The organism is Salinifilum aidingensis, from assembly GCF_054782015.1.
Window position 1 is genome coordinate 162,292 of sequence record NZ_BAAGTH010000005.1, and the last position, 25,336, is coordinate 187,627.

The 25,336-nt window shown below is 72.1% G+C and carries 24 protein-coding genes, 1 tRNA gene and 1 pseudogene; 7 read left to right on the forward strand and 19 right to left on the reverse strand.

Annotation, left to right across the window (positions count from 1 at the left end):
* Positions 1–57 precede the first annotated feature (57 nt).
* Complete coding sequence (locus tag ACYVJE_RS09235) at positions 58–351, reverse strand: hypothetical protein (protein ID WP_461144140.1); 294 nt, start codon at positions 349–351, stop codon at positions 58–60.
* 84 nt (positions 352–435) lie between these two features.
* On the opposite strand from ACYVJE_RS09235, the gene ACYVJE_RS09240 reads away from it, so the two are divergent.
* Positions 436–849, forward strand: a complete 414-nt coding sequence (locus tag ACYVJE_RS09240) for a VOC family protein (RefSeq protein WP_459157058.1) — start codon at positions 436–438, stop codon at positions 847–849.
* Between the two features lie 129 nt (positions 850–978).
* Here ACYVJE_RS09240 and ACYVJE_RS09245 read toward each other — a convergent pair whose 3' ends face one another.
* Both ACYVJE_RS09245 and ACYVJE_RS09250 read right to left on the reverse strand, forming a co-directional pair.
* Positions 979–1,332: a hypothetical protein gene (locus tag ACYVJE_RS09245; RefSeq protein ID WP_461144141.1), complete on the reverse strand. Its 354-nt coding sequence runs from the start codon at positions 1,330–1,332 to the stop codon at positions 979–981.
* Between the two features lie 5 nt (positions 1,333–1,337).
* Positions 1,338–2,366, reverse strand: a complete 1,029-nt coding sequence (locus tag ACYVJE_RS09250; RefSeq protein ID WP_461144142.1) for an LCP family protein — start codon at positions 2,364–2,366, stop codon at positions 1,338–1,340.
* Between the two features lie 473 nt (positions 2,367–2,839).
* Here ACYVJE_RS09250 and ACYVJE_RS09255 point away from each other — a divergent pair, with 473 nt between their 5' ends.
* Both ACYVJE_RS09255 and ACYVJE_RS09260 read left to right on the forward strand, forming a co-directional pair.
* A complete protein-coding gene (locus ACYVJE_RS09255; protein ID WP_459157061.1) occupies positions 2,840–3,076 on the forward strand; it encodes a hypothetical protein in 237 nt (78 codons plus the stop codon).
* Positions 3,077–3,294: 218 nt separating this feature from the next.
* Entirely contained in the window at positions 3,295–4,914 is a 1,620-nt protein-coding gene (locus ACYVJE_RS09260; protein ID WP_461144143.1) for a serine/threonine-protein kinase, read from the forward strand.
* Between the two features lie 567 nt (positions 4,915–5,481).
* Here ACYVJE_RS09260 and ACYVJE_RS09265 read toward each other — a convergent pair.
* Positions 5,482–5,661: a helix-turn-helix domain-containing protein gene (locus ACYVJE_RS09265; protein ID WP_459157063.1), complete on the reverse strand. Its 180-nt coding sequence runs from the start codon at positions 5,659–5,661 to the stop codon at positions 5,482–5,484.
* Positions 5,662–5,794: 133 nt separating this feature from the next.
* On the opposite strand from ACYVJE_RS09265, the gene ACYVJE_RS09270 reads away from it, so the two are divergent.
* Positions 5,795–6,001, forward strand: a complete 207-nt coding sequence (locus ACYVJE_RS09270) for a hypothetical protein (RefSeq protein ID WP_461144144.1) — start codon at positions 5,795–5,797, stop codon at positions 5,999–6,001.
* A 163-nt stretch (positions 6,002–6,164) separates the two neighbouring features.
* Here the strand turns inward: ACYVJE_RS09270 and ACYVJE_RS09275 are convergent, their stop codons facing one another.
* Positions 6,165–6,584 (reverse strand): ArsI/CadI family heavy metal resistance metalloenzyme, encoded by a 420-nt coding sequence (locus ACYVJE_RS09275; RefSeq protein WP_461144145.1) that lies wholly within the window; start codon positions 6,582–6,584, stop codon positions 6,165–6,167.
* A gap of 82 nt (positions 6,585–6,666) precedes the next feature.
* On the opposite strand from ACYVJE_RS09275, the gene ACYVJE_RS09280 reads away from it, so the two are divergent.
* Both ACYVJE_RS09280 and arsB read left to right on the forward strand, forming a co-directional pair.
* The gene (locus tag ACYVJE_RS09280; RefSeq protein WP_459157066.1) at positions 6,667–7,047 is read left to right on the forward strand and encodes an ArsR/SmtB family transcription factor; all 381 of its coding nucleotides are present in this window, start codon (positions 6,667–6,669) and stop codon (positions 7,045–7,047) included.
* A gap of 148 nt (positions 7,048–7,195) precedes the next feature.
* Positions 7,196–8,251 carry an ACR3 family arsenite efflux transporter gene (gene arsB / locus ACYVJE_RS09285; RefSeq protein ID WP_461144216.1) on the forward strand — a complete coding sequence of 352 codons (1,056 nt, stop codon included), beginning with the start codon at positions 7,196–7,198 and terminating at the stop codon, positions 8,249–8,251.
* 176 nt (positions 8,252–8,427) lie between these two features.
* On the opposite strand, the gene eutC is transcribed toward arsB, so the two are convergent.
* The 9 genes and pseudogenes from eutC to ACYVJE_RS09330 form a co-directional block, all read right to left on the reverse strand.
* The gene (gene eutC / locus ACYVJE_RS09290; protein WP_461144146.1) at positions 8,428–9,333 is read right to left on the reverse strand and encodes an ethanolamine ammonia-lyase subunit EutC; all 906 of its coding nucleotides are present in this window, start codon (positions 9,331–9,333) and stop codon (positions 8,428–8,430) included.
* Positions 9,334–9,339: 6 nt separating this feature from the next.
* Complete coding sequence (locus tag ACYVJE_RS09295; RefSeq protein WP_459157068.1) at positions 9,340–10,707, reverse strand: ethanolamine ammonia-lyase subunit EutB; 1,368 nt, start codon at positions 10,705–10,707, stop codon at positions 9,340–9,342.
* A gap of 30 nt (positions 10,708–10,737) precedes the next feature.
* Entirely contained in the window at positions 10,738–12,186 is a 1,449-nt protein-coding gene (locus ACYVJE_RS09300) for an ethanolamine ammonia-lyase reactivating factor EutA (protein WP_461144147.1), read from the reverse strand.
* An 11-nt stretch (positions 12,187–12,197) separates the two neighbouring features.
* Positions 12,198–12,494 carry an ethanolamine utilization protein EutH gene (gene eutH, locus ACYVJE_RS09305; protein WP_461144148.1) on the reverse strand — a complete coding sequence of 99 codons (297 nt, stop codon included), beginning with the start codon at positions 12,492–12,494 and terminating at the stop codon, positions 12,198–12,200.
* Positions 12,491–13,377, reverse strand: a pseudogene (locus ACYVJE_RS09310) (ethanolamine utilization protein EutH). The gene eutH and the pseudogene ACYVJE_RS09310 overlap by 4 nt, the downstream one beginning before the upstream one ends.
* A gap of 12 nt (positions 13,378–13,389) precedes the next feature.
* Positions 13,390–13,462: transfer RNA gene (locus ACYVJE_RS09315), tRNA-Arg, on the reverse strand.
* A gap of 106 nt (positions 13,463–13,568) precedes the next feature.
* Positions 13,569–14,495 (reverse strand): patatin-like phospholipase family protein, encoded by a 927-nt coding sequence (locus ACYVJE_RS09320; RefSeq protein WP_461144149.1) that lies wholly within the window; start codon positions 14,493–14,495, stop codon positions 13,569–13,571.
* Positions 14,496–14,623: 128 nt separating this feature from the next.
* A complete protein-coding gene (locus ACYVJE_RS09325) occupies positions 14,624–15,982 on the reverse strand; it encodes a serine hydrolase domain-containing protein (protein ID WP_461144150.1) in 1,359 nt (452 codons plus the stop codon).
* A 33-nt stretch (positions 15,983–16,015) separates the two neighbouring features.
* Positions 16,016–17,455, reverse strand: a complete 1,440-nt coding sequence (locus tag ACYVJE_RS09330; RefSeq protein ID WP_461144151.1) for an APC family permease — start codon at positions 17,453–17,455, stop codon at positions 16,016–16,018.
* Between the two features lie 138 nt (positions 17,456–17,593).
* On the opposite strand from ACYVJE_RS09330, the gene ACYVJE_RS09335 reads away from it, so the two are divergent.
* Positions 17,594–18,565 (forward strand): CPBP family intramembrane glutamic endopeptidase, encoded by a 972-nt coding sequence (locus tag ACYVJE_RS09335; RefSeq protein WP_459157074.1) that lies wholly within the window; start codon positions 17,594–17,596, stop codon positions 18,563–18,565.
* Between the two features lie 88 nt (positions 18,566–18,653).
* Here ACYVJE_RS09335 and ACYVJE_RS09340 read toward each other — a convergent pair whose 3' ends face one another.
* From ACYVJE_RS09340 to ACYVJE_RS09360, 5 genes are all read right to left on the reverse strand, one after another.
* Positions 18,654–20,723: a transglycosylase domain-containing protein gene (locus ACYVJE_RS09340; RefSeq protein ID WP_461144152.1), complete on the reverse strand. Its 2,070-nt coding sequence runs from the start codon at positions 20,721–20,723 to the stop codon at positions 18,654–18,656.
* A gap of 175 nt (positions 20,724–20,898) precedes the next feature.
* Positions 20,899–21,369 carry a hypothetical protein gene (locus ACYVJE_RS09345; protein ID WP_461144153.1) on the reverse strand — a complete coding sequence of 157 codons (471 nt, stop codon included), beginning with the start codon at positions 21,367–21,369 and terminating at the stop codon, positions 20,899–20,901.
* A gap of 97 nt (positions 21,370–21,466) precedes the next feature.
* Positions 21,467–22,621 carry an MFS transporter gene (locus tag ACYVJE_RS09350; protein ID WP_461144154.1) on the reverse strand — a complete coding sequence of 385 codons (1,155 nt, stop codon included), beginning with the start codon at positions 22,619–22,621 and terminating at the stop codon, positions 21,467–21,469.
* 56 nt (positions 22,622–22,677) lie between these two features.
* Positions 22,678–23,568, reverse strand: a complete 891-nt coding sequence (locus ACYVJE_RS09355; RefSeq protein WP_461144155.1) for a DUF6319 family protein — start codon at positions 23,566–23,568, stop codon at positions 22,678–22,680.
* A 243-nt stretch (positions 23,569–23,811) separates the two neighbouring features.
* A complete protein-coding gene (locus ACYVJE_RS09360) occupies positions 23,812–25,308 on the reverse strand; it encodes a flavin-containing monooxygenase (RefSeq protein ID WP_461144156.1) in 1,497 nt (498 codons plus the stop codon).
* Positions 25,309–25,336 lie beyond the last annotated feature (28 nt).

A 25,336-nucleotide genomic window follows, 5' to 3' on the forward strand; every position in this document is an offset into this window, starting at 1 on the left:
CCGCGGGGCCCGGGCGGACCGCTCACCGCCGCGGGCGCAACTCTGCCAGTGCGGGGTTCACCCGCTGGCGGCGGCGATCCCCTCCCCGTCGACGTCCCCGACCGGCAGACCGCGGTCGGTCACGGCCAGGTGGAGCGCGGCGGCCAGGGCCGCCCCGATGAACCAGGAGAAGCTCGGCACGGCGCCGAGCACCGGGCCGAGCAGCGCGCCGGGCCCGCCGAGGAAGTGCTCGACGACGCTCCCGAAGACCTGCGTCCACATCGCACCGCCGTCAGCGCGTCCTCGGTGGACGGTGCGGTTGGACCCCCCGGCTTCGACGAACATCCAGCCCGCGATGGCGGGGGAGCTCACCAGCACCACGGGGCCGGCCCGGGGCACTTCCCGGTGCCGCGGAGCGCTCGATGCGGTACCGGTGCCGCGCGTAGTCTGCCCGCCATGAGCGGAACTTCCCGGAGCGGGCTGCTGCCGATCCTGCACTACGACGACACCCGCGCAGCGCTGCGCTTCCTCGTCGACGTCCTCGGGTTCCGCGAAGCGACGACGGCCGCGGACGACGCGGGCGACATCGCCCACGCGGAACTCGTCTGGCCCGGTGGCGGGGCGCTGGTGCTCGGCGGCACGAAGCACACCGGCGGAGTGCACGGCGGGACGCGCCCCGGCGGCAGCGCGATCTACCTGGCCACCGCCGAGGTGGACGCCGTCCACGAGCGCCTGCTCCGCTCGGGCGGCGAGGTCGTCGAACCACCGCACACCACCGCGTTCGGCAACGGCGCGGAGTCGTACGCGTTCACCGCCCGGGATCCGGAGGGCAACCTCTGGACGCTCGGGACCTACCGGGGCTCCTGCTGACAGCTCCCGCGCGACGGAACCGCCCGCGGAACAGGCCGGGGCAGCCAACCGGTGCGGACGGTCCGGGGCGCGGTCTCCGCGCGCCCCGGACCTCTCCCCGCAGCGACCGGTACCGCCCCGGCCGCGACCTCACCCCTCCCCGGAGGAGTTGAGCACCAGACCCGTTCCCCAGCACCGCGGGCACATGCGCCGAGCGGGGTCGAACCCGGACGGCGCGCCGTCCGCACCGTGCCGGGCCTGCACGGCCTCGACCTCGCGCCGCCCCGCGCAGTGCTCGCACACCGGCCGCGGCCACTCCGCCCTCGGCAGCGCCTCGGCGTAGCGGATCACGACCATCCGCTGCTGGTGCAGCTCGCCGGCGTCCTCCTCGGGGTGGACGTGCCGGCGCCCGACCGGTGCGATGCGGGCGAGCTGCTGCTCGAAGGCGCGCAGCGCCTGCTCCAGATCCGCGCCGAAGGAGCCCCACGCGCTCGTGTCGGACACGAGGATCACCCCGCCTTCGCCGGGTCGGTGACGACCTCCGGCGGCACCGGCGCGTCCTCGGCCAGGGCGCCGAACAGCTGCTGGGCGGCCTCGGTGTCCCACTCCACGACCGAAGCGCCGTCCTCGGTCTCGCCGAAGCCGCCGAACGGCACCGTCGTGGTCACGCCCCGACCGGAGGTGATGCCCTGCATCGCGTAGCCGAGGGCGCCGAGGTGCCACACGTGGTCACCGGTGTCCACGCGGAACGACTGCGAGGTGTCCAGGATCAGCGGGAACAGCCGCAGCGGGTTGGCCAGCACCTGCGGGCTGGAGACCTTCTCGGTCAGCGCCGCCAGGAACTCCCGCTGCCGCTGGACGCGGTCGAGATCGCCTTCCGCGGTGGCGCGGCTGCGCACGTACCCGAGCGCCTGCGGCCCCCGCAGGGTTTGGCAACCGGGCTGCAGGTCCAGGTTCGCCTTCGGGTCCTGCATCGGTTCCTCGGGGCACACCTCCACCCCACCGACCGCGTCGGTGATGCCGGCGAACCCGCCGAGGCCCACCTCGGCGTAGTGGTCGACGCGGAGGCCGGTGTTGGCCTCCACGGTCCGCGTGAGCAGCTGCGGGCCGCCGTGGGCGAAGGCGGAGTTGAGCTTGCCCTCGCCCTGGCCGGGGATGGTCACCAGCGAATCCCGCGGCAGGCTCACCATCGTCGGCTCGCCGCCCGCCTCCGGGACGTGCACGAGCATCACCGTGTCGGTGCGCCGGCCGGCGGCCTCACCCGTGCCCAGTTCGGCCCGCTGCTGCTCGTCCAAGCCCTCGCGGCTGTCCGAGCCGACCAGCAGCCAGTTCGTGCCCGGGCCGTCCTGCGGCCGATCACCGCCGCTCGGCAGCGCAGGCTCCCGCTTCAGCGAGTAGTCCACGTAGGCCAGGAAGCCGACCAGCGCCAGCAGCAGCACCAGCAGCACCGCGAACACCCGGCGCCCCCACCTCCGCTTCTTCGGCGGCGGTGCCGGGGGGCGCGGTTGCGCCCGATAACGCGGTTGCGCGTAGGTCATAGGTGTTTCGTCCCTTTTCTGCACGAGCTCGCCAACGAGCCGAAGCGGTCAAATCCGGTGCGCGACCCCCGACCATGCGGAAACCGCAGCATGCCATCCCCCGCCGATCTCCCTGCAGGGGGAATCCCACAGCAACGAAAACGATTCGAACTCCCGCCGGTAACTGTTGGGTAACTTCATTGCACACCGGAATGCTCGCCCATCGCCACCGGCCAGCGCAACGAGAAAACGGAATCTTCGATACCGCTTTCACGGTCCGCCCACCCGCGCTCGCTCTCAGTGGTCTGACCGGGGTTGTAGTGCACGTACGCAGTTCTGCACAATCACGAACCATGAATTACCACCCCCGGCAGGGACCGAATCCGCATCCGCCGCAGAACCCGGGTCATTACCCGCCGCCACCCGGCCACCACCACGAGGAAAATCCTCGTCGGGACGGAGGTTCCGAAGCAGTCGCGAACATCGTGCGCGTCGTGACCGGCGTCGTCGTGGCGACTTTCGTGCTGCACATCCTTTTCACCGTTTTCGAGGCCAATCAGGGAAACGGATTCGTCTCGTTCGTCTACGGACTGGCGCAGGTGCTGGTGCTCGGACTGGGCGACGTGTTCACCCCCGATGACGCCGTGCTCGGGGTGGTGCTCAACTACGGCCTGGCAGCGCTGATCTACCTGGTCATCGGCACCTACGTCGCCAAGCTGCTGCAGCGCTGAGCGGAACCGGCGGCGCAGCCCGTCCCGGCAGGACGAAGGACCGGCCTCGTCGCGCGGGCGGTTCTCCCGCGGGCGGTTGCCGCGGGGCTGCGGCGCGTCCGCAGGATGCGCCGCTGCCAGCGCCTACCGCGGGGACGGACGCACTCCTGCCACCCGCAGGTGCCGGCTCCTGCGGGGCGGCTGCCGACCGGCCCGGGCGATGGAGGAACGTGTGATTCGTGAGTGACGCAGGGGACCTGCTCGCCGACCGCTACCGGTTGGAGCGGCGGCTCGGCAGCGGTGCGATGGGCGTGGTGTGGCTGGCGACCGACGAGCGGCTGCAGCGGTCGGTGGCGCTCAAGCAGCTGCTGCCGCAGCTCGGAGCGGACGCCGAGCAGGCCGAGGAGGCGCGGCAGCGCGCCATGCGCGAAGGACGCATCGCCGGCCGGCTGCACCACCCCAACGTCGTCGCGGTGCACGACGTGACCGAGCACGAGGGCCTGCCCGTGCTGGTCATGGAGCACGTGCCCGCGCGCAGCCTCGCCGACGTGCTCACCGAGCGGGTCACGCTCGCCCCGGCGGAGGCGGCCGCGATCGGCGGCCAGGCCGCGGAGGCGCTCGCGGCGGCGCACGAGGCGGGTGTGGTCCACCGCGATGTGAAACCGGGCAACGTGCTCATCACCGAAGACGGAACCGTCAAGATCACCGACTTCGGCATCTCGCACGCCGCCGGGGACATCACCGTGACGCAAACGGGGATGCTCAACGGAACGCCCGCGTTCCTCGCACCCGAGATCGCCCGCGGCAAGCCCCCGGCACCGGCCTCCGACGTGTTCTCCCTCGGGGCCACCCTGTACGCGGCCGTCGAGGGGCACCCCCCGTTCGGCCAGCAGACCGACAACGCGCTGGCGGTCCTGCACGAAGCCGCCGCGGGCAACGTCCCGCCCCCGCAGCGCGCGGGTCCGCTCACCCCGGTGCTCGTCCAGGCCATGGCGGCCGCCCCGGAAGCACGGGTCGGGCCGCAGCAGCTGGGCGCCGCCTTGCGCACCGCGGCCGGCGAGCAGCCGCCGGCTTCGGCAACCCAACCCACCGGCGAACCGCCGACGCAGCCCATGCCCGCCGTCGTCACCGCGGGAGCGGTCGCCGGGGCCGGCGGCACCCGGGTCGACGCGCGCCCGGCCAGCCAGTGGGCGCCGGGGACGACCGCCGCGGTCGCCCCGAACCGCGGGAACGCGCGGCGGCGCCGGCCGCTCGTGCTGGCGGCCGCCATCACCGCGGTGCTCCTCGCCGGCCTGATCACCGTCCCGCTGCTCACGAGCGAGGACCCCGCTCCCCCGCCGCCCGCGCCGACGCGCGAGGTCGCCCCGGCGGAGCTGGAGCGCGTCGTCTCGGACTACTACGCGCTGCTGCCCGAGCACCCGGGCAACGCGTGGACGCGGCTCGGACCGCGCATGCGCGCCCAGGGGCAGCAGCAGTACCGCAGCACCTGGAACCGGGTCTCGAGCCTGGCGGTCACCTCGCCACCGCGCGCCTCCGACGAGAAGACCGTCCACGTGGGAATCGAACTCGCCTACCCGAACGGCGTGACGGTGCGGGAGCGCCACCAGCTCGGCGTGATCACCGCGGACGGATCCCCGCTGATCGACTCCGACACGGTGTTGCGCGCGGAGACGAGCACACCTCCTCCGCCGCCGCCACCACCTGCGCCCGTCGAGGAGGAGCCGTCGCAGGGCGGCGACGAGCGGAAGAAGGGCGAAGGCGAAGGCGAGAAGGGCCACGGGGGAAAGAAGGGCGAAGGCGAGAAGGGCGGCGGCAACGGCAACAAGGGCAACGAGGACAAGAAGGGCGAGGAGAACTGAAGCCGGTCCGCACGAGGTGACCCCGGCCGGGGCGGGGACCGTCGCCCCGGCTGCCTCCTACCCGGACGCCCGGCGCTCCCCAACTGCTCAGCTCGCCGGCGGCGCTTCTCGGGAAGTGCACCCCGGTCACCGGAACACCCGCGGAGCCCCCGGCGCGGCTCCGCACGCGGACGGCCGTCGACGCCCTTTCCGCTCTCCGCCCGCGAGGGGCGCGCGAAACGACCTGACGCAGTCCTGCCGGCGAGCACGCGTGCTCAGCTGCTCCGCGCGGCGGGCCGGGTCCGGGTGGTGGGCAGTTTTGGGGACGGGCAGGGTCTGGGTGACGCGCCACAACCGGCGGGGGAGCTCGCCCTCCTCGAAGGGGTGCACCTCGACGAGCTCCCACCCCGCTACCACGCTCGGCGCGGCGCGCCGGGAGATCACCGGCGGGAACTCGGAGCGCAGCGCCCTCGAGCACCGCGACGCACCGTTCCCGCGGCGTGCGCGGGCCACCGCAGCGGGAGGCGACTTCCCGGGAGCTCCTGTTCGGAGAGCCGCCGCAACTCGTCACCGAGGTGAATGGCGGGGTCAACCGGACTGGCGCCCCGCCCGGAGCTGACGCTTCAGATCTTCGACATCCCACCGGTGATGACCGCCCGGGGTGACCAGAGCAGGCGTCACGGCCCCCTCAGATGCCCACCGCTGCAATGTCCTGCGGTCCACACCGATCGCCTTCGCCGCCTGCGCTGTCGTCACATACCCGGACATGCGCCTACGTTCTGACGCGTTCACACGCTCGTCCAGCTGAATGACGCAATGAATCGCTTATAGAGCAGAATAAGTATGTATGATTACATATGTCGCACTTGCACACGATTGATCGCGATTGGAGCGGAGAGCCATGGGCAGCGTGCGCGACCTCGTCGAGCAGGACCCCGGAGCCGGCCAGGCGTCGCCGAGAACACCCCGCCCCGAGGGGTGGCGCCGAGCCCGCCCCGGCGAGACCGAGGGCCAGCGGGTCGACCGGGTCTCGCGCTCGTGCTGGCACTGCGGACGGGAGTTCCCCGCCGCCGGAGCGGAGCTGGACGCCCACGAGGACCGGCACTGACCCCAGGAGCGCCCAACCCTCAGCTCCGGGCGACCGCCGGGTGCGACACCCACCCCGGCAACGACCCGCGCTCCGGCAACGGCACCGATGAACCGCCGGGCGAGCGCGCCAGACCGGGCGCGGAGGCATCGGCGAGGCCCCGCGCCCGCTCGGCTCCGCGGCCTCAGCCGCCGCAGCAGGCGGCCTGCTCCGCGGCGTCCCCGCCGGCGAGCTCGGGCGCGTCGTCGGTGACGGTGTAGACCTCCCAGGGCTCGTCACCGGGCCCGCGGACCCAAACCTTGTCCTGGGTGGCGTAGCAGCAGGTGGCGTCGTCCTCCACCGCGGTGAACAGGCCCAACTCCGACAGGCGCCGGGTGGCGGAGCGCACCGCGCCGCTGTCGGCGACCTCGACGCCGAGGTGGTCCAGCACCGCCCCCTGCCCGGCCTCGCCTTCCAGCAGGACGAGCTTCAGCGGCGGTTCCGCGACGGCGAAGTTGGCGTAGCCGGGGCGCAGCTTGGCGGGTTCGACGCCGAGCAGCTTGGCGTAGAAGTCGATCGACCCCTGCAGGTCACCGACCCGCAGGGCGAGTTGGATCCGGGACATGACCGCCTCCTGATTAGACGATAATCGAAACAACGGATGGAGGAAGCTTGCTCCTCGTATCGACACCTGTCAAGATAGAGCCATGTCGAAACAGGAGCGGGGTCTCGGCCCGGAACGGAGCTCCGGGCAGTGGTGCTGCTCGCCCACGACCGGCGAGCCGCTGTCGGCCGACCAGGCCGCGGACCTCGCGGCGGTCTTCAAGGCCCTGGGGGATCCGGTGCGGCTGCGGTTGCTGTCGCTGATCGCCGCCCACGCCGGCGGCGAGGCCTGCGTGTGCGATCTGAGCGGCGCGTTCGAGCTGTCCGGGCCGACGATCTCGCACCACCTCAAAGTGCTGCGCGAAGCCGGTGCCATCACCGGCGAGCGGCGCGGTACCTGGATCTACTACCGGGTGCGCCCGGAGACGTTGGGCCAGCTGAGCGCGGTGCTCGGCCCCGCGCCCGACACGGCGACCCCCGCCTGAGCACGAGCCCGCCTGAGCACGACCCCCGCACGAAGCACGGCCGGCGGACACCCGCGCCGCCGGCACCGACGCACGGACGACACGAGGTGACGAGGTGACCGGGACGACGGGGCCGCAGGCCCCCTCGGTGGTGCAGCGACTCCCGCTGATGGACCGGTTCCTGCCGGTGTGGATCGGCGCGGCCATGGTGGTGGGCCTGCTGGCGGGGCGGTTCGTCCCGGGCCTGAACACGGCGCTGGACTCGCTGCACGTGATCTCCGGGGTGTCGCTGCCGATCTTCATCGGCCTGCTGGTGATGATGTACCCGGTCCTGGCCAAGGTGCGCTACGACCGGCTGGAGTCCGTCACCTCGGACAGGCGGCTGCTGGTCTCCTCGCTGGTCATCAACTGGCTGGTGGGACCGGCCGTGATGTTCGCGCTGGCCTGGACGTTCCTGCCCGACCTGCCCGAGTACCGCACCGGGCTGATCATCGTCGGGCTGGCCCGCTGCATCGCCATGGTCATCATCTGGAACGACCTGGCCTGCGGCGACCGCGAGGCCGCCGCCGTGCTGGTCGCGCTGAACTCCGTGTTCCAGGTCCTGGCCTTCGCCGGGCTGGGCTGGTTCTACCTCTCGGTGCTGCCCGGCTGGCTCGGGCTGCCGACCGCCGACCTCGACGTCACCGCGTGGTCCATCGCCAAGAACGTGCTGATCTTCCTCGGCGTCCCGCTGGTGGCCGGCTACCTGTCCCGCCGCATCGGCGAGCGCGCCAAGGGGCGCCGGTGGTACGAGACGACGTTCCTGGAGCGGATCGGACCGATCGCCCCGTACGGGCTGCTGTTCACCATCGTCGTGCTGTTCGCCATGCAGGGCGAGGCCATCACCGGCCAACCGCTGGACGTGGTGCGCATCGCCTTGCCGCTGCTCGTCTACTTCGTGGTCATGTGGGCCGGCACGTTCGCCCTCGGCAAGGGGATGCGCCTGTCGTACGAGCGCTCGACGACGCTGGCGTTCACCGCCGCGGGCAACAACTTCGAGCTGGCCATCGCCGTGGCCATCGCCACCTTCGGCGTCACCAGCGGCCAGGCGCTGGCAGGCGTCGTCGGACCGCTCATCGAGGTCCCCGTGCTGGTCGGGCTGGTGTACGTGTCCCTGGCCGCCCGGCGGTGGTTCCGCACCCCCGCCACCGCTCCCGCGCCCACCGCCGAACCCCGGCGGCGGTGAGTCCACCACCGATGCGCGGGGAGCCTCCCGCGCCTTCGACCCCCGAAGTCCTCGTCCGCGCGCACAACGCCGGGCGCCCGCAGACGACCGCGGCCGGCTGACGGGGCCACTCGCCCCTCGGCACCGCGCGCTCCCGCGGGATGCGGTGGACGGACCCGTTCCCGCGCGGCCGCGAGTCACCGCGCGGCGTGTTCGTCCACTGCGGACAGTTCGCGGAGGCGCACGCCGGAGGCCCGGTACCTGAGGGTCTTGCGCACGAGCTCGACGACGTGCGCGCCCGCCTCGAGCGGGTTGGTGCCGCCGTGCCGGCTGACCATGCAGACGAGGTCGCGCTCCGCATCGGTCTTGCCGGGCTCCGGGCGGTGGCCCGCGTAGGCGCTCATCGCGTCGGCGATGCCGAGGCCCGGCCGCTCACCGATGAGGAGCAGCACCACCTCGGCGCCGATGACGGTGTTCACGTCGTTCATCACCCCGACCCGGCAGTTCTCGATGAAGAACGGTGTGCCGACGGTCAGGCGGGCGGAACTCAGCCCCTGTTCGGTGACCGGGTACATGTAGGCGAGGTTGTTCGCGATAGCCGCTGCGGACAGCCCGTCCCCGACGCAGATCTGCACGTCGGGCGACATCACGCAGCGCTCGGCGAGCATGCGCTTCGCCTCCTCGGTGAGCCGGCGCCCGGACTCCGGTCGCACCAGGTACTCGCTGCGGTCCGCGACCTGGGTGCGCACGGTGAACAGGCCGAGGTGGTCCTTCACGGATTCCGGGACCTCGCCGTAGATCGCGTCCTGCGCAGCACCGTGGTCGGCCTGCATGAGCAGCAGGGCGCCGGTTCGCGGGCTCGGGCCGGCGCGCCCCGTACCGAGCCGGGCGTTGGTCGCAGCGCACAGGTTGCGCAACCCCTCCGGGTCCGCCGGATCCACCACGCCGATCACCCGGCGCTGGTCTTCCGCGGCGGGGTCGGGCAGGTCGATGACGAGCTCGCCTTCGGCCGAGCGGGCGGGCGGCGACGCGCCGGAAGCCGCGTCGGGAGCGGGCTCGCCCGGAGCTCTCCGGGAGCTGTTCTCGGTTTCGCTGCCGAGCATGACCTCTCACCTCTTGAGGAAGAACGATGCGTCACCGGCCTTGTCCGTGAGCTTGCCGCCCTCGAGGAGGCCGACCTCCTCCATCCAGCGTTCGAACTCGGGGAGGGGGCGCAGTCCGAGGGCTTGGCGCAGCCTCGCTGCGTCGTGGTAACTGGTGCTCTGGTACGAGAGCATGGCGTCGTCGCCCATCGGCACACCCATGATGAAGTTGCCGCCGGCCGACGCGAGGAGAACTGCGAGGTTCTCCAGGTCGTTCTGCGCAGCCCGCGCGTGGTTGGTGTAGCACACGTCGCACCCCATGGGCAGGCCGGCGAGTTTGCCCATGAAGTGGTCCTCGAGGCCGGCCCGGGTGATCTGGACGGCGTCGTAGAGGTACTCGGGCCCGATGAAACCGACGACGGTGTTCACCTGGTACGGGTTCCAGCGCTTGGCCATGCCGTAGATGCGCGCCTCCATGACGAGCTGGTCGGCCCCGTTGTGCGCGTCCGCCGACAGCGCCGTGCCCTGCCCGGTCTCGAAGTACGTGTAGTTCGGGCCGGTGGCCCAGCCGTGTTTCCGCACCATCGCGTGCGCCTCGTCCATGAGATCGACGCTGACGCCGAAGGCCGCCATCGCCCTCTCCGAACCGGCCAGGCTCTGGAAGAGCAACCCCACCGGTGCGCCCCGCTTCATCGCCTCCACCTGCGTGGTCACGTGGGCCAGCAGGCAGTTCTGGGTGGGGATCTCCCAGTGGTCGATGACCTCCTTGGTCATCTCGAGCAGCCGCGCGACGCTGCCGACGGAGTCGTCGGACGGGTTGATGCCGATGACGCTGTCACCGGAGCCGTAGGACAGGCCCTCGTAGATCGTCGCCCGGATGCCGTCGACGGAGTCCGTCGGGTGATTGGGTTGGTTCCGCGAGGCCAAGGTGCCCTCGAGCCCGATGGTGTTGTTGCAGTGCGCGCTCACCCGGAGCTTGCGCCCCGCCACGACGAGGTCGAGGTTCGACATGAGCTTCGTGACGCCCGCGATCATCTCGCCCGTCAGCGCGTTGCTCACCCGACGGATCATCTCGGCGCTCGTCGTGTTGTCGAGGATCCAGTCCCGCAGCTCACCGACCGTCCAGCTCCGGATCTCGGCGTAGACCGCCTCGTTGACGGCGTCATCGATGACCCGGGTGACCTCGTCCTCGTCGTACGGGACCGCGGGGTTCTCCCGCAGGGCCGACAGCGGGACCTCGGCGAGCACGAACTTCGCTGCGACACGTTCGGCGGCGGAGCGGGCGGCGATGCCCGCCTGCTGGTCACCGGACTTCTCCTCGTTGGCCTTGGCGAGCAGCTCCTTGATCGAGCCGAATTCGTGCGTGTCGCCGAACAACCTCGTTCTCAGCAACATCCCAGCGCCTCCTGCCGTCGAACGTGCACTTCAGCCCCCTGCGTAGAAGACCAGCGTCTTGACCGACACCGGGACGGCGCGGTCGTGCGGCACCGGTTGTCCGATATCGATGAAATCGCCCTCCCCGAGCTCGATCTGGTCGATGACGATGAGCGGCACCTCCGGGAGGACGGCGTTGATCGCCTGGCCCAGTGCCTGGGCGTAGTCGTGCTCGCTGACCAGGACCACCGGCTCCTGCTCCCGCGGGCGCTGGCGCGCGAAGGCGGCCACGCCGTGCGCCACCCGCTGCAGGGCGGGGAAGTCCAGGTCCGCGGGCAGGTCCAGTGCCACGGCTGCGCTCGGTTCCGCCTCCCGGTCCCAACGCCGCACGGCGCGACCGAGCTCGGCGGCCGGGGTGGCGGGCTCCGGGATCGGATCACCGACCTCCGGTTCGATGACGGGCAGGTTCCGCAGCGGCAGCAGGGCCCGTCGAGTCCAGATCGTCGATCCCGAGAGGGTCACCGTCTGGCTCGCCGCTCCGAGCACGGTCGCGCGGAGCGCATCGGCCGGAGCCCGCACCGGCATCTCGCGGAGGCGTGCGTTCTCCCGCAGCGACCGGGCGAGCAGCGGGCCCACGTCCCCGTAGGCGGCGATCTCGGCCACGTCCCCCGCCGGGTCGCCGTCGTAGTAGGCGCGGCCGACGCCACCGGACAGGAAGACGGCCGCAACGTCACCGGTGAACCGCGGCAGCGGCGGCGTGAGGGCGATCCCCAGGGGCAGCGGCTGGTCACCGCCGTGCACGAGGTCGACGATGCGATCCGCCATGGCGTCGGTGAGCTCCTGCAGCGCCGGCGCGCTCGCCTGCTGGCCGGCGGCGAGTTCCAGGCCGAGATCGGCGACCAGCGCCTGCCCCGGTGGCGCCAGGTTCGTCACGGTCCCGGAGCTGGGATCGAGCGCGAGTTGACGACCGCCGACCGCGACGGCCGCCGAGGCGAGGTGCTGGCCGGAGCGGAACGCGGCGGCGTTCGCCGAACCGCCGCCGATGTCGACGTTGATCGCCGTCGTGTAGTGCTTCGCGGAGAACGCCGCAGCACCCGACCCGCGCCCGGCGATCTGCGCCTCGAGGTTCGGTCCGGCCACCGTCACGACGAAGTCGCCGGCGAATTCCGAGACGGCCGCGAGGATGCTCTCCGCGTTCTTCGCCCTGGCGGCTTCACCGGTGATGATGACCGCTCCGGTATCGACGTCGGCGGGGAGCACCCCGGCGGCGCGGAACTCCCGCTCGACGAACGACAGCAGGCGCTCGACGTCGACCTCGCCCGGACTCCTCAGCGGGGTGCTGAGCGGGACGCCCTGGTGGACGACCGCGCCCGGGGCCACCTCGAGGCGGGGAACGACGCCCGCCCGGTGACCGCTGCGCACGGTCAGGCGCGAAAGGACCAGTTCCGAGGTGATCGTGCCCACGTCGATACCGACGCTGAGCACCTCCCGCGTGTGCATCTGCCCACCACTCAGGACTTCCCGGAGGTCCGGCGGCCACCGGGCCCGGAGGCGCTGCGGACCGCCGTGATCAGTGCGTTGCCGGCGCCGAGCAGGTCGACGACGAGAACGGCGGTGATGCCGGCGAGGAGCTTGCCGACGATCATCGGGAAGATCATCGTCCGCTCGATTCCTGCCGTGAAGCCGAGGTGGTCACCGAAGGTGAACGCCGCGCTCACCGCGAAGGCCACGTTGAGGACCTTCCCGCGCGGGTCCATCTCCTTGAGGATCTGGAACATCGGGATGTTGTTGGCGAGCGTGGCGATCACCCCCCGGCGGCCTTGTCGTTCATGCCGAGCAGCGTGCCGACCTTCGTCAGGGGTCGCGCGGCGAGGAACTTGCCGAACCACAGGAAGCCGGTGGTCATCTTGTCCGGGATCCACCACAGGCCCAGCGCGATGAGCACGGCGGCGATGACGATCGGCACCAGGTTGGCGAGAACCATCGCCGGGTCGAAGCCGGCGACCAGACCACCGACGAGTACGCCGAGCGGGATCGTGATCACGCCTGCGAGGACCCCTGGGCGAGGAAGCCGCGGTCCTCCCTCTCGATGATCCCCAGCGCGACCGGGATGGTGAAGACGATCGTCGGGCCCATCATGGCGCCCAGGATGAGCCCGGCCAGCAGACCCGCCTGCTCCGTCTGCGCGAGTTCCACCGCGAGCGGATAACCGCCCATGTCGTTCGCGAGCAATGTCGTGGCGAACATCGCGGGGTCTGCTCCGAGGAACGTGTAGACCGGGACGACGACGGGCTCGAGGACCTTTGCCAGCACGGGCGCCAGGGACACCACGCCGACCATCGCCAACGCCAGCGGGCCCAGGGCCATGAACCCTTCTTCGAACTTCTCCCCGAGCCCGAACCTGTTGCCGATCGCCCGATCGAGCCCGCCGAGGACCATGCAGATCATCAGGATCCAGACGACGACCTCGTTGACGTCCATCGCCGCCTCCTGCGCACCACGGTGAGAACGACCGTCTGCACAGAGAGTAGTGCACGCTGCCGCGCCTGTCCGCGCAGCACGCGCAGCGCCGGCACGTTCGCGATGGGGTTGCGGGGTCGCGTGAGGCTCATGTGCCCCAAATGTGCCCCAGGAATGATCAATGAGGCGCGAAAAAGCGCCCAAGGACTGCTCCCGGGGCGCTTCGCACATCTCTGACCTGGGCGCCCTCGGCAGGACTCGAACCTGCGACACCTGCCTCCGGAGGGCAGTGCTCTATCCGCTGAGCTACGAGGGCTCTTCCGCATCGGCTCCGTGCCGACGATCTCCACTCTAGCGCACCCCAGCCGGGGACGCTCAAAGGGGGTGCCCAGCCCGGGAGCCGGAGCGCACGCCCGCGCTCCTCAGACCGAGGGCACGTCCGTGCGTCCGGCGGCCGGCTGCGCACCGGTCAGGTCCACAGGCCCGGCCTGCACCGGCGAAGCCCGGCGGTACCAGTGGCGCACGACCTCCCAGGTCGCGTCGATGAGCGCCGCCGAGTGGTCGAACGAGTACCGCGACAACCCCTCCGTCGAGGGCGCGGGCGCCACGTAGAGCTCGGTGCGCTCCGCGCCGTACCGCAGCTCCGAACGCGCACCGGCCACCATCGCGGCCCCCAAGGAGGCGCCGTTCACCCCGGCCACCGACCGCGGGGGCGTCGAGGGGACCGGCCACGTCGCGACCGCGCCCGCGTTGTCCCCGCTTCCGGTCCGGAACGGTTCCGCCCCGCCGCAGGGGAGCACGAACACGCGATCGGCCCCCAGGTCGACGGCCCTGGTGACCGGCATGAACGTCGTGACACCGCCGTCGACCAGCCAGCGCTCGCCGAACCGCACGGGCGGGAACATCCCCGGGATCGCGCAGGAGGCCACCAGCGGCCCCAGCACGGGCCCGCGGTCGAAGTACACCGCGGTACCCCGCTCGAGGTCCGCGGCCGTGATCGTCAGCGGCACCCCGGTCTGCTCGATGCGCTGGTAGGGCAGGTTGCGGTGCAGCCAGCGCAGCAGGCCGGAGCTGCTCATCACGTGGTGCGCGAGGCCGAGCCGGGCAGCGAGGATCCGCAGCGGCTGCACCGGGAACACGTCGGCGCGGCGCATCGTCGTCCACAGCCGGCGCAGCGCCTTCGCACCGCGCTCGGTCGGGTCGTGCGCGAGCCACGCCGCGTTGAGCGCACCGGCCGAGGTGCCCACGAGCAGGTCGGGCCGCTCCCCCGCTTGCAGCAGCGCGGTCGCGGACCCCGCCTGGATCGCCCCGAACGTGGAGCCGCCCGGCAGCACCCATGCCGTCGGCATCCGCCCCTCCTCTCGTCGAGCCCCGGGCCCGAACCGGCCGAAGGCCCGGGCTCCCCACCGAGACTACGGGCAAACACCGCGGCGCGGGCGGTTCGGGCAGCGCAGCCCGGCGGAGCTGCCGGAGGGCGTCAGCAGCTGCTGCGCCAGCCGGCGACACCGCCCGGCACCGGCGCCTGCGGGTCGTAGGGGATGCGCGTGAAGACGAACGTGCTCAGGTCGAGGTAGCGCGGCGTGCCGTCCGCGTCCCGTCCGACGTGGAGGGTCTCGCCGGCGTAGTAGCCGTCCAGCCCGATCCACCTGTCGGTGTCGAGCCGGCGGAACCGCGAGGCGCGCCCGCCCCCGCGCATCGGGCTGAGATCGAGCATCCCGCCCGGCAGGACCCGCAGGACGTGGGGACTCGGTCCCCAGTGCCACTCACCGGTCAGCTCGAGCAGTCCCATGTCGACGTCCCCGTCCGGGCGCCACGGCTCCGGGATCCGCGGCTCGTGATTGTCCAAAATGGATAGCAGATCGGTGCACAGCGCGGGCTGCACGCCGCTGGTGGCGTTCGCCATGAACACCACGCCCTGGTTCTCCTCCGGCTGCACCCACACCGTCGCGAGGAAGCCGGGCATGGACCCGGTGTGCCCGGCCAACCGGCGTCCGCCGGGACGCGACAGCTGCAGCCCGAGACCGTACCCGGCGCGCCACTCGTCCCCCTCGTCGACGGCCGCGGGCACGCGCATCTCCGCCACCGTGTCCGGGTGCAGCACCTCCCCGGTGTCGCCGAGCAAGAACCGCATCCACCGCGCCACGTCGTCGAACGTGGACCACAGCTGGCCCGCGGCGCCCATCGCACCGGCGTCCTCCTCCGGCTCGGGAAGCACCACGTCCGCCCACGGGTGCACCGCGAACCCCTGCGCGTGCGGAGCCTCCGGACGGGACGTGGTGCGACGCATCTCCAACGGGCGCAGGATCTCCCGGTCCACGGCCTCGAACCAGGAGCACCCGCGCACCCGGGCGACGAGTTCGCCGAGCACGCCGAAACCGGTGTTGGAGTAGTGGAACGCGTGCCGCGGCGTCGGGCGCACCGCGGAGGCGTCGACCCGCTCGAGGAACTCCGGGCCGGCTTCCCGCTCGGTGCGCTCCCACCACGAACCGGCGGGTTCGGCGCGCAACCCGCTGCTGTGCGACAGGAGCGCGCCGATGCTGCGGTCGCCGACCGCCGTGCCGGGCACGAACTTCTCCAGCGGGTCGGCCAGGTCCAGCAGCCCTTCGTCGCGCAGCCGCATCACCATCACGCCGGTGAACGTCTTGGTGATCGACCCGGTCCGGTACTGCGTGTCGCGCGTGGGTTCGGCGCCGCCGACCTCACCGCGCGCGTCGAACCACAGCACCTCGCCGTCGCGGAGCAGTCCCGCGGTCAGCGAGGGGACGCGGTTGCTCGCCTGCTCCACGGCCAGACGACGCAGCAGGGCTCGGCGGGTTTCCGGGAACAACGTGGTCATGGAGTTATCCTGCCACGATCCCCGAACGGCCGATCAGCCGCGCGCGGCGCGCTCGTGCAGCCGGTTCTCGGCATCCGCCCCCGGTCCGACGCGCGGCACCCGCAGCAGCAGCACGAGGCCCGCACCCCAGGCCAGCGCCACGATGATCCACTCGGCGGGCCAGGCCAGCTCGGCCGGCATGCCGGGCAGGGACACGAGCAGCAGCGCCGCGCTGGCGGCGACGGCGAGCACGCCGGTGGTGCGGGGCGCCCGCACGCGGTAGGGCCGCTCCAGATCGGGTTCCCTGCGGTGCAGCACGAGGAACGCCGCGCCGACGAGCAGGTAGCCGATGACGATGTTGGCCGAGCCCGCGTTCGACAGCCACGTCAGCATCCGGTCGCCGAACAGCGGGGAGACCACGCTGATGGCACCGATGAACAGGATCGCGTTGCTCGGTGTTCCGTACCGCGGGTGCACGCGGGCGAACCAGCGCGGCAGCATGCCGGAGCGGGCCATGGCGTACAGCAGGCGGCTCGCCCCGAGCAGCAGGCCGTTCCAGCTCGTCACGATCCCCGCCGCACCGCCGAGGACGAGCACCCCGCCCATGAGCTGCGAGTCCCACAGGGCGGCCATCGCCTCCGCCGTGGGCAGTTCGGCGGCCGCCGACTCCGCCGCGGTCAGGCCCGATCCGACGGTGAGCTGCACCAGCACGTACCAGGCGGTGGCGCAGGCCACCGCGAACAGCAGCAGGCGCCCGATCCGGGCGCGCGGCATGCGCACTTCCTCCGCCGACTGGGGGATCACGTCGAATCCGAGGAACAGGAACGGCGTGGCCGCCACGACACCGATGATCCCGGTGGCCCCGGTGAACCACGGTTCGGCGTTGCTCGGCGAACCGCCGACGGCCGCCCCCGTCACCAGCAGCGCGCCCACGCACAGCAGGAAGACCACGGCGACGATCTGCACGAGGCCGGCGGGACGCACGCCGACGTAGTTGGCCGCGGTGACCGCGACGGCCCCGAGCACGCCGATCGCGACCCAGGCGATCCGCACCGGCGACCCGGCAACCGTCCACACCGTCCAGTCGGGGAGGTCGAGGAGGTGGGCGAGGGTCTCCGGCAGCGCCACCGACTCGAACGCGACGACCGAGACGTAGCCGAGGATCACCGCCCAGGAGGCGACGAACGCCCACCGCGCGCCGAGCGCCCGCAACGCGTAGTGGTGCTCACCACCCGCCCGGGGCATCGCGGCGACCAGCTCCGCGTACGTCAGCCCCACGAGCCCGACGACGATCCCGCCGAGCACGAACGCCAGCGCGGAACCGAGCGATCCGGCTTCTGTGATGAACTCCCCGGCCAGCACCACCCAACCGAAACCGATCATCGACCCGACGCCGATCGCCAGCACGTCCGCGCGCCGCAGCACCCGGTGGAACTGCTCGTCCTCGACCACGTCCGCCCCCGTTCGCCCACCCTCGACGGCGGTGATCAGCACATCCTGGACGCCGCACCGCCCCGCTGGCAACACCCCTCAGCCCTGCGGGCGCGAAAACCCGCTGCGCTACCGCTGAACGCGGGCCGCGCGGACCGCGAAGACGTCCCGGCACCGGGAGGCGTTGGCAGAATGGGCGCCATGCGCACCGCACAGCAACGCGTCGACGTCCGCGGGACGGTCGCGTTCGTCCTGCTCGCCTACGTCCCGGCCTGGCTGATCACCCTCCCGCTGTGGTTGAGCGGCCAGGGCCTGTCCTGGGCCGGTTCGGTCGTGCTGCTGCCGCTGATGATGCTCACCCCCGCGGCGGCCGCGCTGGTGGTGGCCAAGTGGATCAGCCCCGGCGGAGGGCCGCTGCTGCGCCGCACCGGGCTCACCAGCAGCGGCGGGGTCCGGAAGTGGTGGCGCTACGGGCTGCTCGCCTGGCTCGCCCCGCCCCTGGTGATGCTGCTCGCCCTGGTGCTGGGGTGGGCGCTCGGCGTCTACCAGGCCGACTGGTTCGGGCTGTCCGGCTTGGCGCAGCAGCAGGGCGCGGTGCTCGGCGAGGAGACCCCGGGCTCCGCGCCGCGGACGCTGGCGCTGGTGCAGCTCGCCCAGATCGTGCTCGTGGGCTGGTTGAACGTGGTGCCCGCGCTCGGCGAGGAGCTCGGCTGGCGCGGCTACCTGCTGCCGGAGCTGCTGCCGCTCGGTCAGCCGGGCGCGTTCCTCGTCAGCGGCGTGCTGTGGGGGCTGTGGCACACACCGGTGCTCCTCCTGGGGTACAACTACCCGGCGGTGCCCGCGGTGGCGGCGATCATCATGATGATGTGCTTCTGCGTGCTGGTCGGCACGCTGCTCGGATGGCTGCGGCTCGCCTCGGGCAGCGTGTGGCCCGCGGCCATCGGGCACGGTTTCGTCAACGCCGCGGCCGGCATGGGGGTGCTGTTCAGCGCCGCAGGCCACCCGGTGAACAACGCGACCACGGGGCTGCTCGGCTGGACCGGGTGGCTCCTGCTGGCCGCGCTCATCGGACTGCTCGTCCTGCGCAAGCGCCTGCCCGTGCACGTCCCCGTGGCGCAGGAGGGCATCTCCCGCGGAGTCCGCCGCCCCACGCGCCCCGAGAAGCGGCGGTAGACCGGACACGTCCAACGCCAGGCCCGTCCCGGCCCCCGGGCGCGAAGCCCGGAGGCCGGGACCGAGTCGCCCGGCCGGTCCTCGCCGGTTACTGCTGCACGCCCGGCAGGGGTTTCGCCGGAAGACCCTCGTGGATCGGCATCATCGCGTCGTACCAGGTGCGCGCAGGTACCTTGCCGCCGTAGATGTTGCCGCCACCTCCGCACAGGTACGGCGGCGCATCGCCACCCCCGTCGCAGATGCCCTCCGGCGAGGAACCGTCCGCGTAGGTCAGCACCGCACCGGCCAGCTGCGGGCTCGCGCCGAGGAACGCCGCGGAGCGGTGCTGCTGCGTCGTACCGGTCTTGGCCATGAGCGGGCGGTTCCAGCCCGCCTGCTGCGCCGCGTGGTGCGACGTGCCCTCCGCCGTGTGGTCCTTGCTCATCCCCTTCTGCAGCTCGTGCGCCGTGCGCGGGGACACCACCTGCTCGCAGGAGGGCTCGTCAATCGGCACCGGGTTGCCGCGCCGGTCCTGCACCCCTTCCAGCGGGGTCGGTGGGCAGTACACCCCATCGCTCATGAGCGTCGCGGCGACGTTCGACAGCTCCAGCACGCTCGTCGGCGTGAACCCGAGGGTGAACGCGCCGTTGTTGGTCCGCTTGATGCTCTCCGCCAGCGACGGCCCGTTCGAACCGTCCGGCTCCAGCGTCTGCCCGGACATGTTGACCTGGTTCATGCTCTTGCGCATGCCGAGCTTGGAGGCCATGTCCACGACGTTGTTCAGGCCCGCCTTCTCCTCCAGGGCCACGAACGCGGTGTTCGGCGACGTCGCCAGCGCGTCCTGCAGGCTGCGCGGTCCCGGATCCACGCCGTCCGCGTTGCCCACCGTGTACGGCGTGCCCCCCGTCTTGTACACCTGCGAGGTGTACGTCGGCGGCACCGGGATGACGTCCTCGGCGCTCATCCCCTGGTCGATGGCCGCGGCCGCGGTGAAGATCTTGTAGATCGACCCCGCCCCGAACGGTTGGACGCGGCTGACGATGTCGTAGGCCGTCTGCCCCTTGCTCGCGTCGTTGCCGTAATCGCGGTTGGCGACCAGGGCCCGCACCTCGTGCTTGCCCTGCCCCGGCTCGACCACGGCCATCGCGTTGGCGATGCCCTCGGTCTGGGTCGGCACGTGCTTCTCCGCGGCTTCCTTGGCGGAGTCGCTGGCCTTGCGGTCCAGCGTGGTGCGGATCGTGTAGCCGCCGGTCTCCAGGTCGTGCTTGTCGATGCCGAACTGCTCGAGGTAGTCGACCACGTAGTTGCAGAAGAAGCCGTCGGTCTTGCCCTTGCCGAGCCCGACGCAGCCGTTCGGCGGCCTCCCCAGCGGGGACGCGATCCCGAGGGGCTCCTTCTTCGCCCGCTCCGCGTCCTCCTTGGTGATCCGGATGTTGTTGTGCGGATCGGCCATCAGGTCGATGACGAGGTTGCGGCGCTGGAGCGCCTCCTCGGGGTTGCTCTCCGGGTTGAGCGAACCGGGCTGGTTGACGATCGCGGCCAGCAGGGCCGACTGGGAGATCGTGAGCTTGTCCGGTGTCGTGTTGAAGTAGGTCTGCGCGGCGGCGCCGATGCCGAAGGTCTGGTTGCCGAACGGGACGACGTTGAGGTACCCGGTGAGGATCTCCTCCTTGCTCATCGAGCGCTCCAGCCCCACGGCGATCTTCGCCTCGCGGAGCTTGCGCGCGATGGTGGTCTCCTGCGCCTTGGCCGCTTGGGCGTCGGTCTGCGCCACGACGTGCACGAGGTAATTCTTCACGTACTGCTGGGTGATCGTCGAGGCGCCCTGCGTCGTCCCGCCGGAGGCCACGTTCGTCGCCAGGGCGCGCATCGTGCCCTGCCAGTCCACGCCGTCGTGCTCCCAGAACCGCTTGTCCTCGACAGCGGTGATCGCGGCCTTCATCGTGTCCGCGATCTGGCCGGGCTCGGTGTCGACGCGGTAGTCCTCGAAGAAGTGCGCGATGGGCTCGCCGTCCTTGTCCGCGACCGTGGAAACCTGCGGCATGTCGCGGTTCGCCAGCGAGGTGGACATCTGCTCCATCGCGTCGGTGGTCCGGTTGACCATCGATCCGGCGGCTGTCGCCCCGGGCAGCGCCAAACAGGCGACCAGCACACCCGCGAGCACGCAGAGCCCGAACATTTTCAGCAGTACGCCACTGCGCACGCCCGCCCCAATCGTTCCGCTTCCTCTGAACAGACCGGCTCGGCGGTGGATCTCGAGAGCACACCCACCGTCCGCTGAAGAGAATCAGCCAGCACCTTCGTTCTTATCACACGGGGGTGACGCAGCTGCGGCACGGAACGCAGCGCGTCGATCACGTCCGGTGCCCGCCGTCCCGTCCGTCCTGTTCGTTCAGTTCGCGCAGGTACTGGTTGTACGCGGCCAGTTCGGGATCCTCGTCCGGATCGACCGGCGAGGCGGGCGGAGGCACGAGGGGGCGGCGGCGCTGCCCGGTGGAACCGACCCCCGCCGCGGAACGGGCCCGCTCCGCGGGGGCGTCCTCCGCGGGTGCGGCACGTGCCTGCGCGGAACTCGCCGAGGCGGCGAGGGCCCGCTGCTCCGGCCCGTCGCCGAAACCGAAGAGGCGGATGACGCGCCACCAGAAGAACAGGGTGAACGCACCGAACAGCGGCCACTGCAGGGCGTATCCGAGGTTCTGGAAACTGCCCCCGGCGGCGTGCGCGCGGTCCCACTGCCACGCGGCGAGGAGGACCGTGACGACGGTGGCCGCGAGGAACAGCAGGTGAACCAGGATCCACCGCGGGGTCAGCATGCGCCGCAACACGCCCCGAGTCTAGTAGCACCGCGCGCGGTCGCACTGCCTGCGGTTGCGCGCACGGCGGCTCCGAGCGGAGTCCCGCCCCGGAGCACCGCGCGGCCGCTCAGCCGGTGCTCCTCCACCACCCGCGACTCGCCCGCCCGAGCAGGGCCACCGGTGCGCACACCACCACCGCCGCCGCGGCGAGCCCGAACGCGACCGGGTAGCTCACGGCGCTGAGCAGCGCCCCGAAACCCACCGACCCCAGGCCGTTGCCCGCGTCGTAGGCGATGTTCCACACCGCGCTGGCCGCACCCGACGGCGCCCGCTCGAACATCGCCACGAGTGTGATGTTCTGCACCGCACCGAAGCCCGCTCCGAACACGCCCGCGCCGAGCACCGCCCAGCCGGCGGCACCGGCGCTTCCCGCGGCGAACAGCACCAGCCCGACCGCGGCCACGGCGATCGACGGCAGCTGCGCCCGGCGCGTGCCGAAGCGGTCGCCGATGTGCCCGGCGGCCCACCTGCCGAGCATCATGGTGGCGCCGAACGCGGCCAGCGAGACCGGAGCGACCGACTCGCCCACGGCCATCGGGACGAAGGCGAGCAGCCCGCCCGCGGTCGTGGCGACGATGGTCATGACCAGCCACGGCGGCGCGAGAGCCAGCGGCAGGCCCCGGCTCCGGCCGCGCGGCTCGGCCGCGCGCACCGGCCGGACGCCGAGCACGGCGAGCGCGGTCACCACCGGGAAGGCACCGGCGACGAGGAACACCCACGCGAAACCGATCTGGTGGCTCAGCCACACCCCGGCCGAGAGGAACACCACGTTGGGCAGGCCGACGGCCAAGCCGTACAGTCCGGCCGCCCGGCCGCGCACCTCGGTGGGGACGATCTCCGCGACGAGGGCGCTGCCGGCGACGGTGAGCAGCCCGAAGCCGATCCCGCGCATCCCGGACACGAGCAGCAGCGACCACAGCTCGCCGGCGAGCGCGAACAGCGGGGCGGGCAGCCCGATGAGCGCCGTGCCCGCCGCGAGCGCGACGCGGTGCCCGACGCGCCGCAGCAGCCACGGCACGAACAACTGGGTCAGCACCGTGACCAGCATGAACACGCCGTTGGTCGCACCGGCGGCGAACTTCCCCGCCCCCTGGGTGACCGCCCACAGCGGCACCACCGACAGCAGCAGCGCATACCCGCCGAACCCGCCGACGGTCACCGCGAGCAGCGCGCCGAAGGAACGGCTCCGCAGCGGGTGAGCGGTCGATGTGCGTGTGGTCATGCGCCTCGCTGCTCCGTCGTCGTCCGCGGCCGCGGCCCGGTGCCGCGGCACCGGGCTCAGCTCTGCTGCCCGTCGAGATCCTCGAGGAGACGGCGGGCGCTGTCGAGTTCCTGCTGGAGCTGTTCGACGCGAGCGCGCTGGCGCTCCCGCGCCGCCTCGAGCACGGGTTCGACGGCGGCGGCGACGTCGTCGTGCAGCGCGTGCGCCGCCTGCGCCACCGCGGATGGTGGCACGGGAGTGGCCCGCAGAACGCGCTTCTTGCCGCTGGTGACCTCCACGTGCCACTGCCCCTCGGCATCGGCGGTGAGCGTGACGACGGCCCCGGGCGTGGCGCGCTGGCGGCGCTGCCCGGAACGGGCGCCACCGCTGCTCCCGCCGCCTTCCTCGCCGCCGGACTTCGCCGAGGTCTTCTGCTGCGCCGCTGCCTGCTGCCCGGAGCGCGCGGAGGCCGCTCCGGAGGGGGAAGCCCCGGAGGAGGTGGCGCCGGAGGAGGTCGCTGCGGAGCGCTTCGTCGCACCACCGGAGGCGCGTTCCGCCCCGCTGCCGGACGCGCCCGCTGAGGTAGCGCCGCGCGAGGCGCCGCTCGTCCCGCCGGAACCGCGCGCCCCGCTCGCGGCGGTGGAGCGCCCCGTGCTCGCCTTCCCGGACGCCGGGGTGCCGGAGGATCCGGCGGAGCCTCCCCGACCGCCGTCCCCGCCCGAGGAGCGCTTGCGCGGTGGCCGCTCGGTGGTCACCTCCCCCGCGGAGAACGACAGCACGTCCTTCGACCCGGCAGGCCGGACCTGGATGAAATCGCCCTCCGCGGGCTCGCCCAGGTCCATGACCTTGCCGGAGCGCCCCTCGGTGACCCCGACCGCTTCGGAGGTGAACCACACGGTCGGCGTGTTGCCCGCGGCCAGCTCCGAACGGAGGGTGGCCAGTTCGTCGTCGGAAAGTGCGCGCCCCATGAGAACCCCGTCCGGTGTACGACTCGGTGTGCGGCGCGTGCCCGCGGGGCCGCCGGGTCCGGTGCCGCGGCCGTGCAGCAGCGGTGCTCCGAGCACATCGCGGACCACGCATCACGCGCCGTCGCGGAGGATATCGAACGCACGTGCGAGCTGGGTGGACAGGTCACCCGACACGCCGACGCGCGTCCCCGTGCCGGAAATGTACCGCCGACGAGGGGACGCGCGGTGGGCGCGGGCGCGGCGTCACCGCCCCGCCGGGGCGACCACCTCGTAGTCGGCGGGATCGGCCTTGCGCGTGCGCAACCAGTACTTCCAGCTGAAGCCCGGCCAGAGGGCGCGGTTGACGCCGTTCTCGTCCAGGTACCAGCTCCAGCACCCGCCGTCGGCCCAGACGTCGGCCGAGGAGTCGCCCTGCACCTCCGCGTTGAAGGCGTCCTGGGCGGACTGGCGCACGTCGATGTAGCCGACATCGCCGCGGCAGATCGGGCGCAGGCAGCTCATCGCGTAGTTGAGCTGCGACTCGATCATGAACACCACCGAGTTGTGCCCCAGGCCCGTGTTCGGCCCGAGCAGGAAGAACAGGTTGGGGAACCCGGAGACGGTGATGCCCAGGTGCGCGTTCATCCCCTCGCTCCAGGCGTCCTGGAGCTTGCGCCCGTCGCGGCCGACGATGGACAGGTGGTCGAACGCGTCGGTGACGTGGAAGCCGGTGCCGTAGATGATCGCGTCCACCTCGTGCTCGGCCCCGTCGCCGGTGACCACCGAGTTCTCGCGCACCTCCCGCACGCCGGAGGTGATGAGGTCGACGTTGTCCCGGTTCAGGGCCGGGTAGTAGTCGCTGGAGAGCAGGATGCGCTTGCACCCGATCCGGTAGTCCGGCGTGACGGCCTCGCGCTTGGCCGGATCGGTGATGCTTCTGCGGATGTAGCGCTTGGCCTGCCACTCGGCGAGCCGCCCGAACCGGCGGCTGAACACGCCGAGGTAGCGGGCCTCGAGCACCCAGTACAACGCCCAGCGCGCCGCGCGCTGCAGCCCCGGGACGCGGCGGAACCAGCGCCGCACCTTCGGCGGGATCTCCGCGTCCGGCTTGGGCTGGATCCACGGCGGGGTGCGCTGGAACAGGTGCACCTGCGCTGCTTCCTCGGCCACCTTCGGCACGAACTGGATGGCGCTGGCGCCCGTGCCGAGCACGGCCACGCGCTTGCCCGCCAGGTCGTAGTCGTGGTTCCACTGCGCGGAGTGGAAGACCTCGCCGGTGAACCGCTCGATCCCCGCCACCTCGGGGTACTTGGGGATGTGCAGGGCGCCCACCCCGGAGACCAGGGCGCGGCCGACGTACTCGGTGCCGTCCGCGGTGGCGACGTGCCACTTCTGCGCGGGTTCGTCGAACTCCGCGCCGGTGAACCCGACGCCGTAGTGGATGTGCTCGTGCACTCCGAACTTGTCGGCGCAGTGGCGCAGGTAGTCGAAGATCTCGTCCTGCGTGGCGAACGCCCGCGACCAGGAGGGGTTCTGCTCGAACGAGAAGGAGTACATCAGCGACGGCACGTCGCAGGCGCACCCGGGGTAGACGTTGTCCCGCCAGGTCCCGCCCAGGGTGTCGCTCTTCTCCAGCACGACGAAGTCGTGGATGCCCGACTGCTTGAGCCTGATCGCCGCACCGAGCCCCGAGAACCCGGTCCCCACGATGACCACCGAGTGCTCGTACCGGCGCCGACCCGAGCTGTTCTGCCGCGTCATCGGCCCTCCTCTCACCGCCATCCGGCGC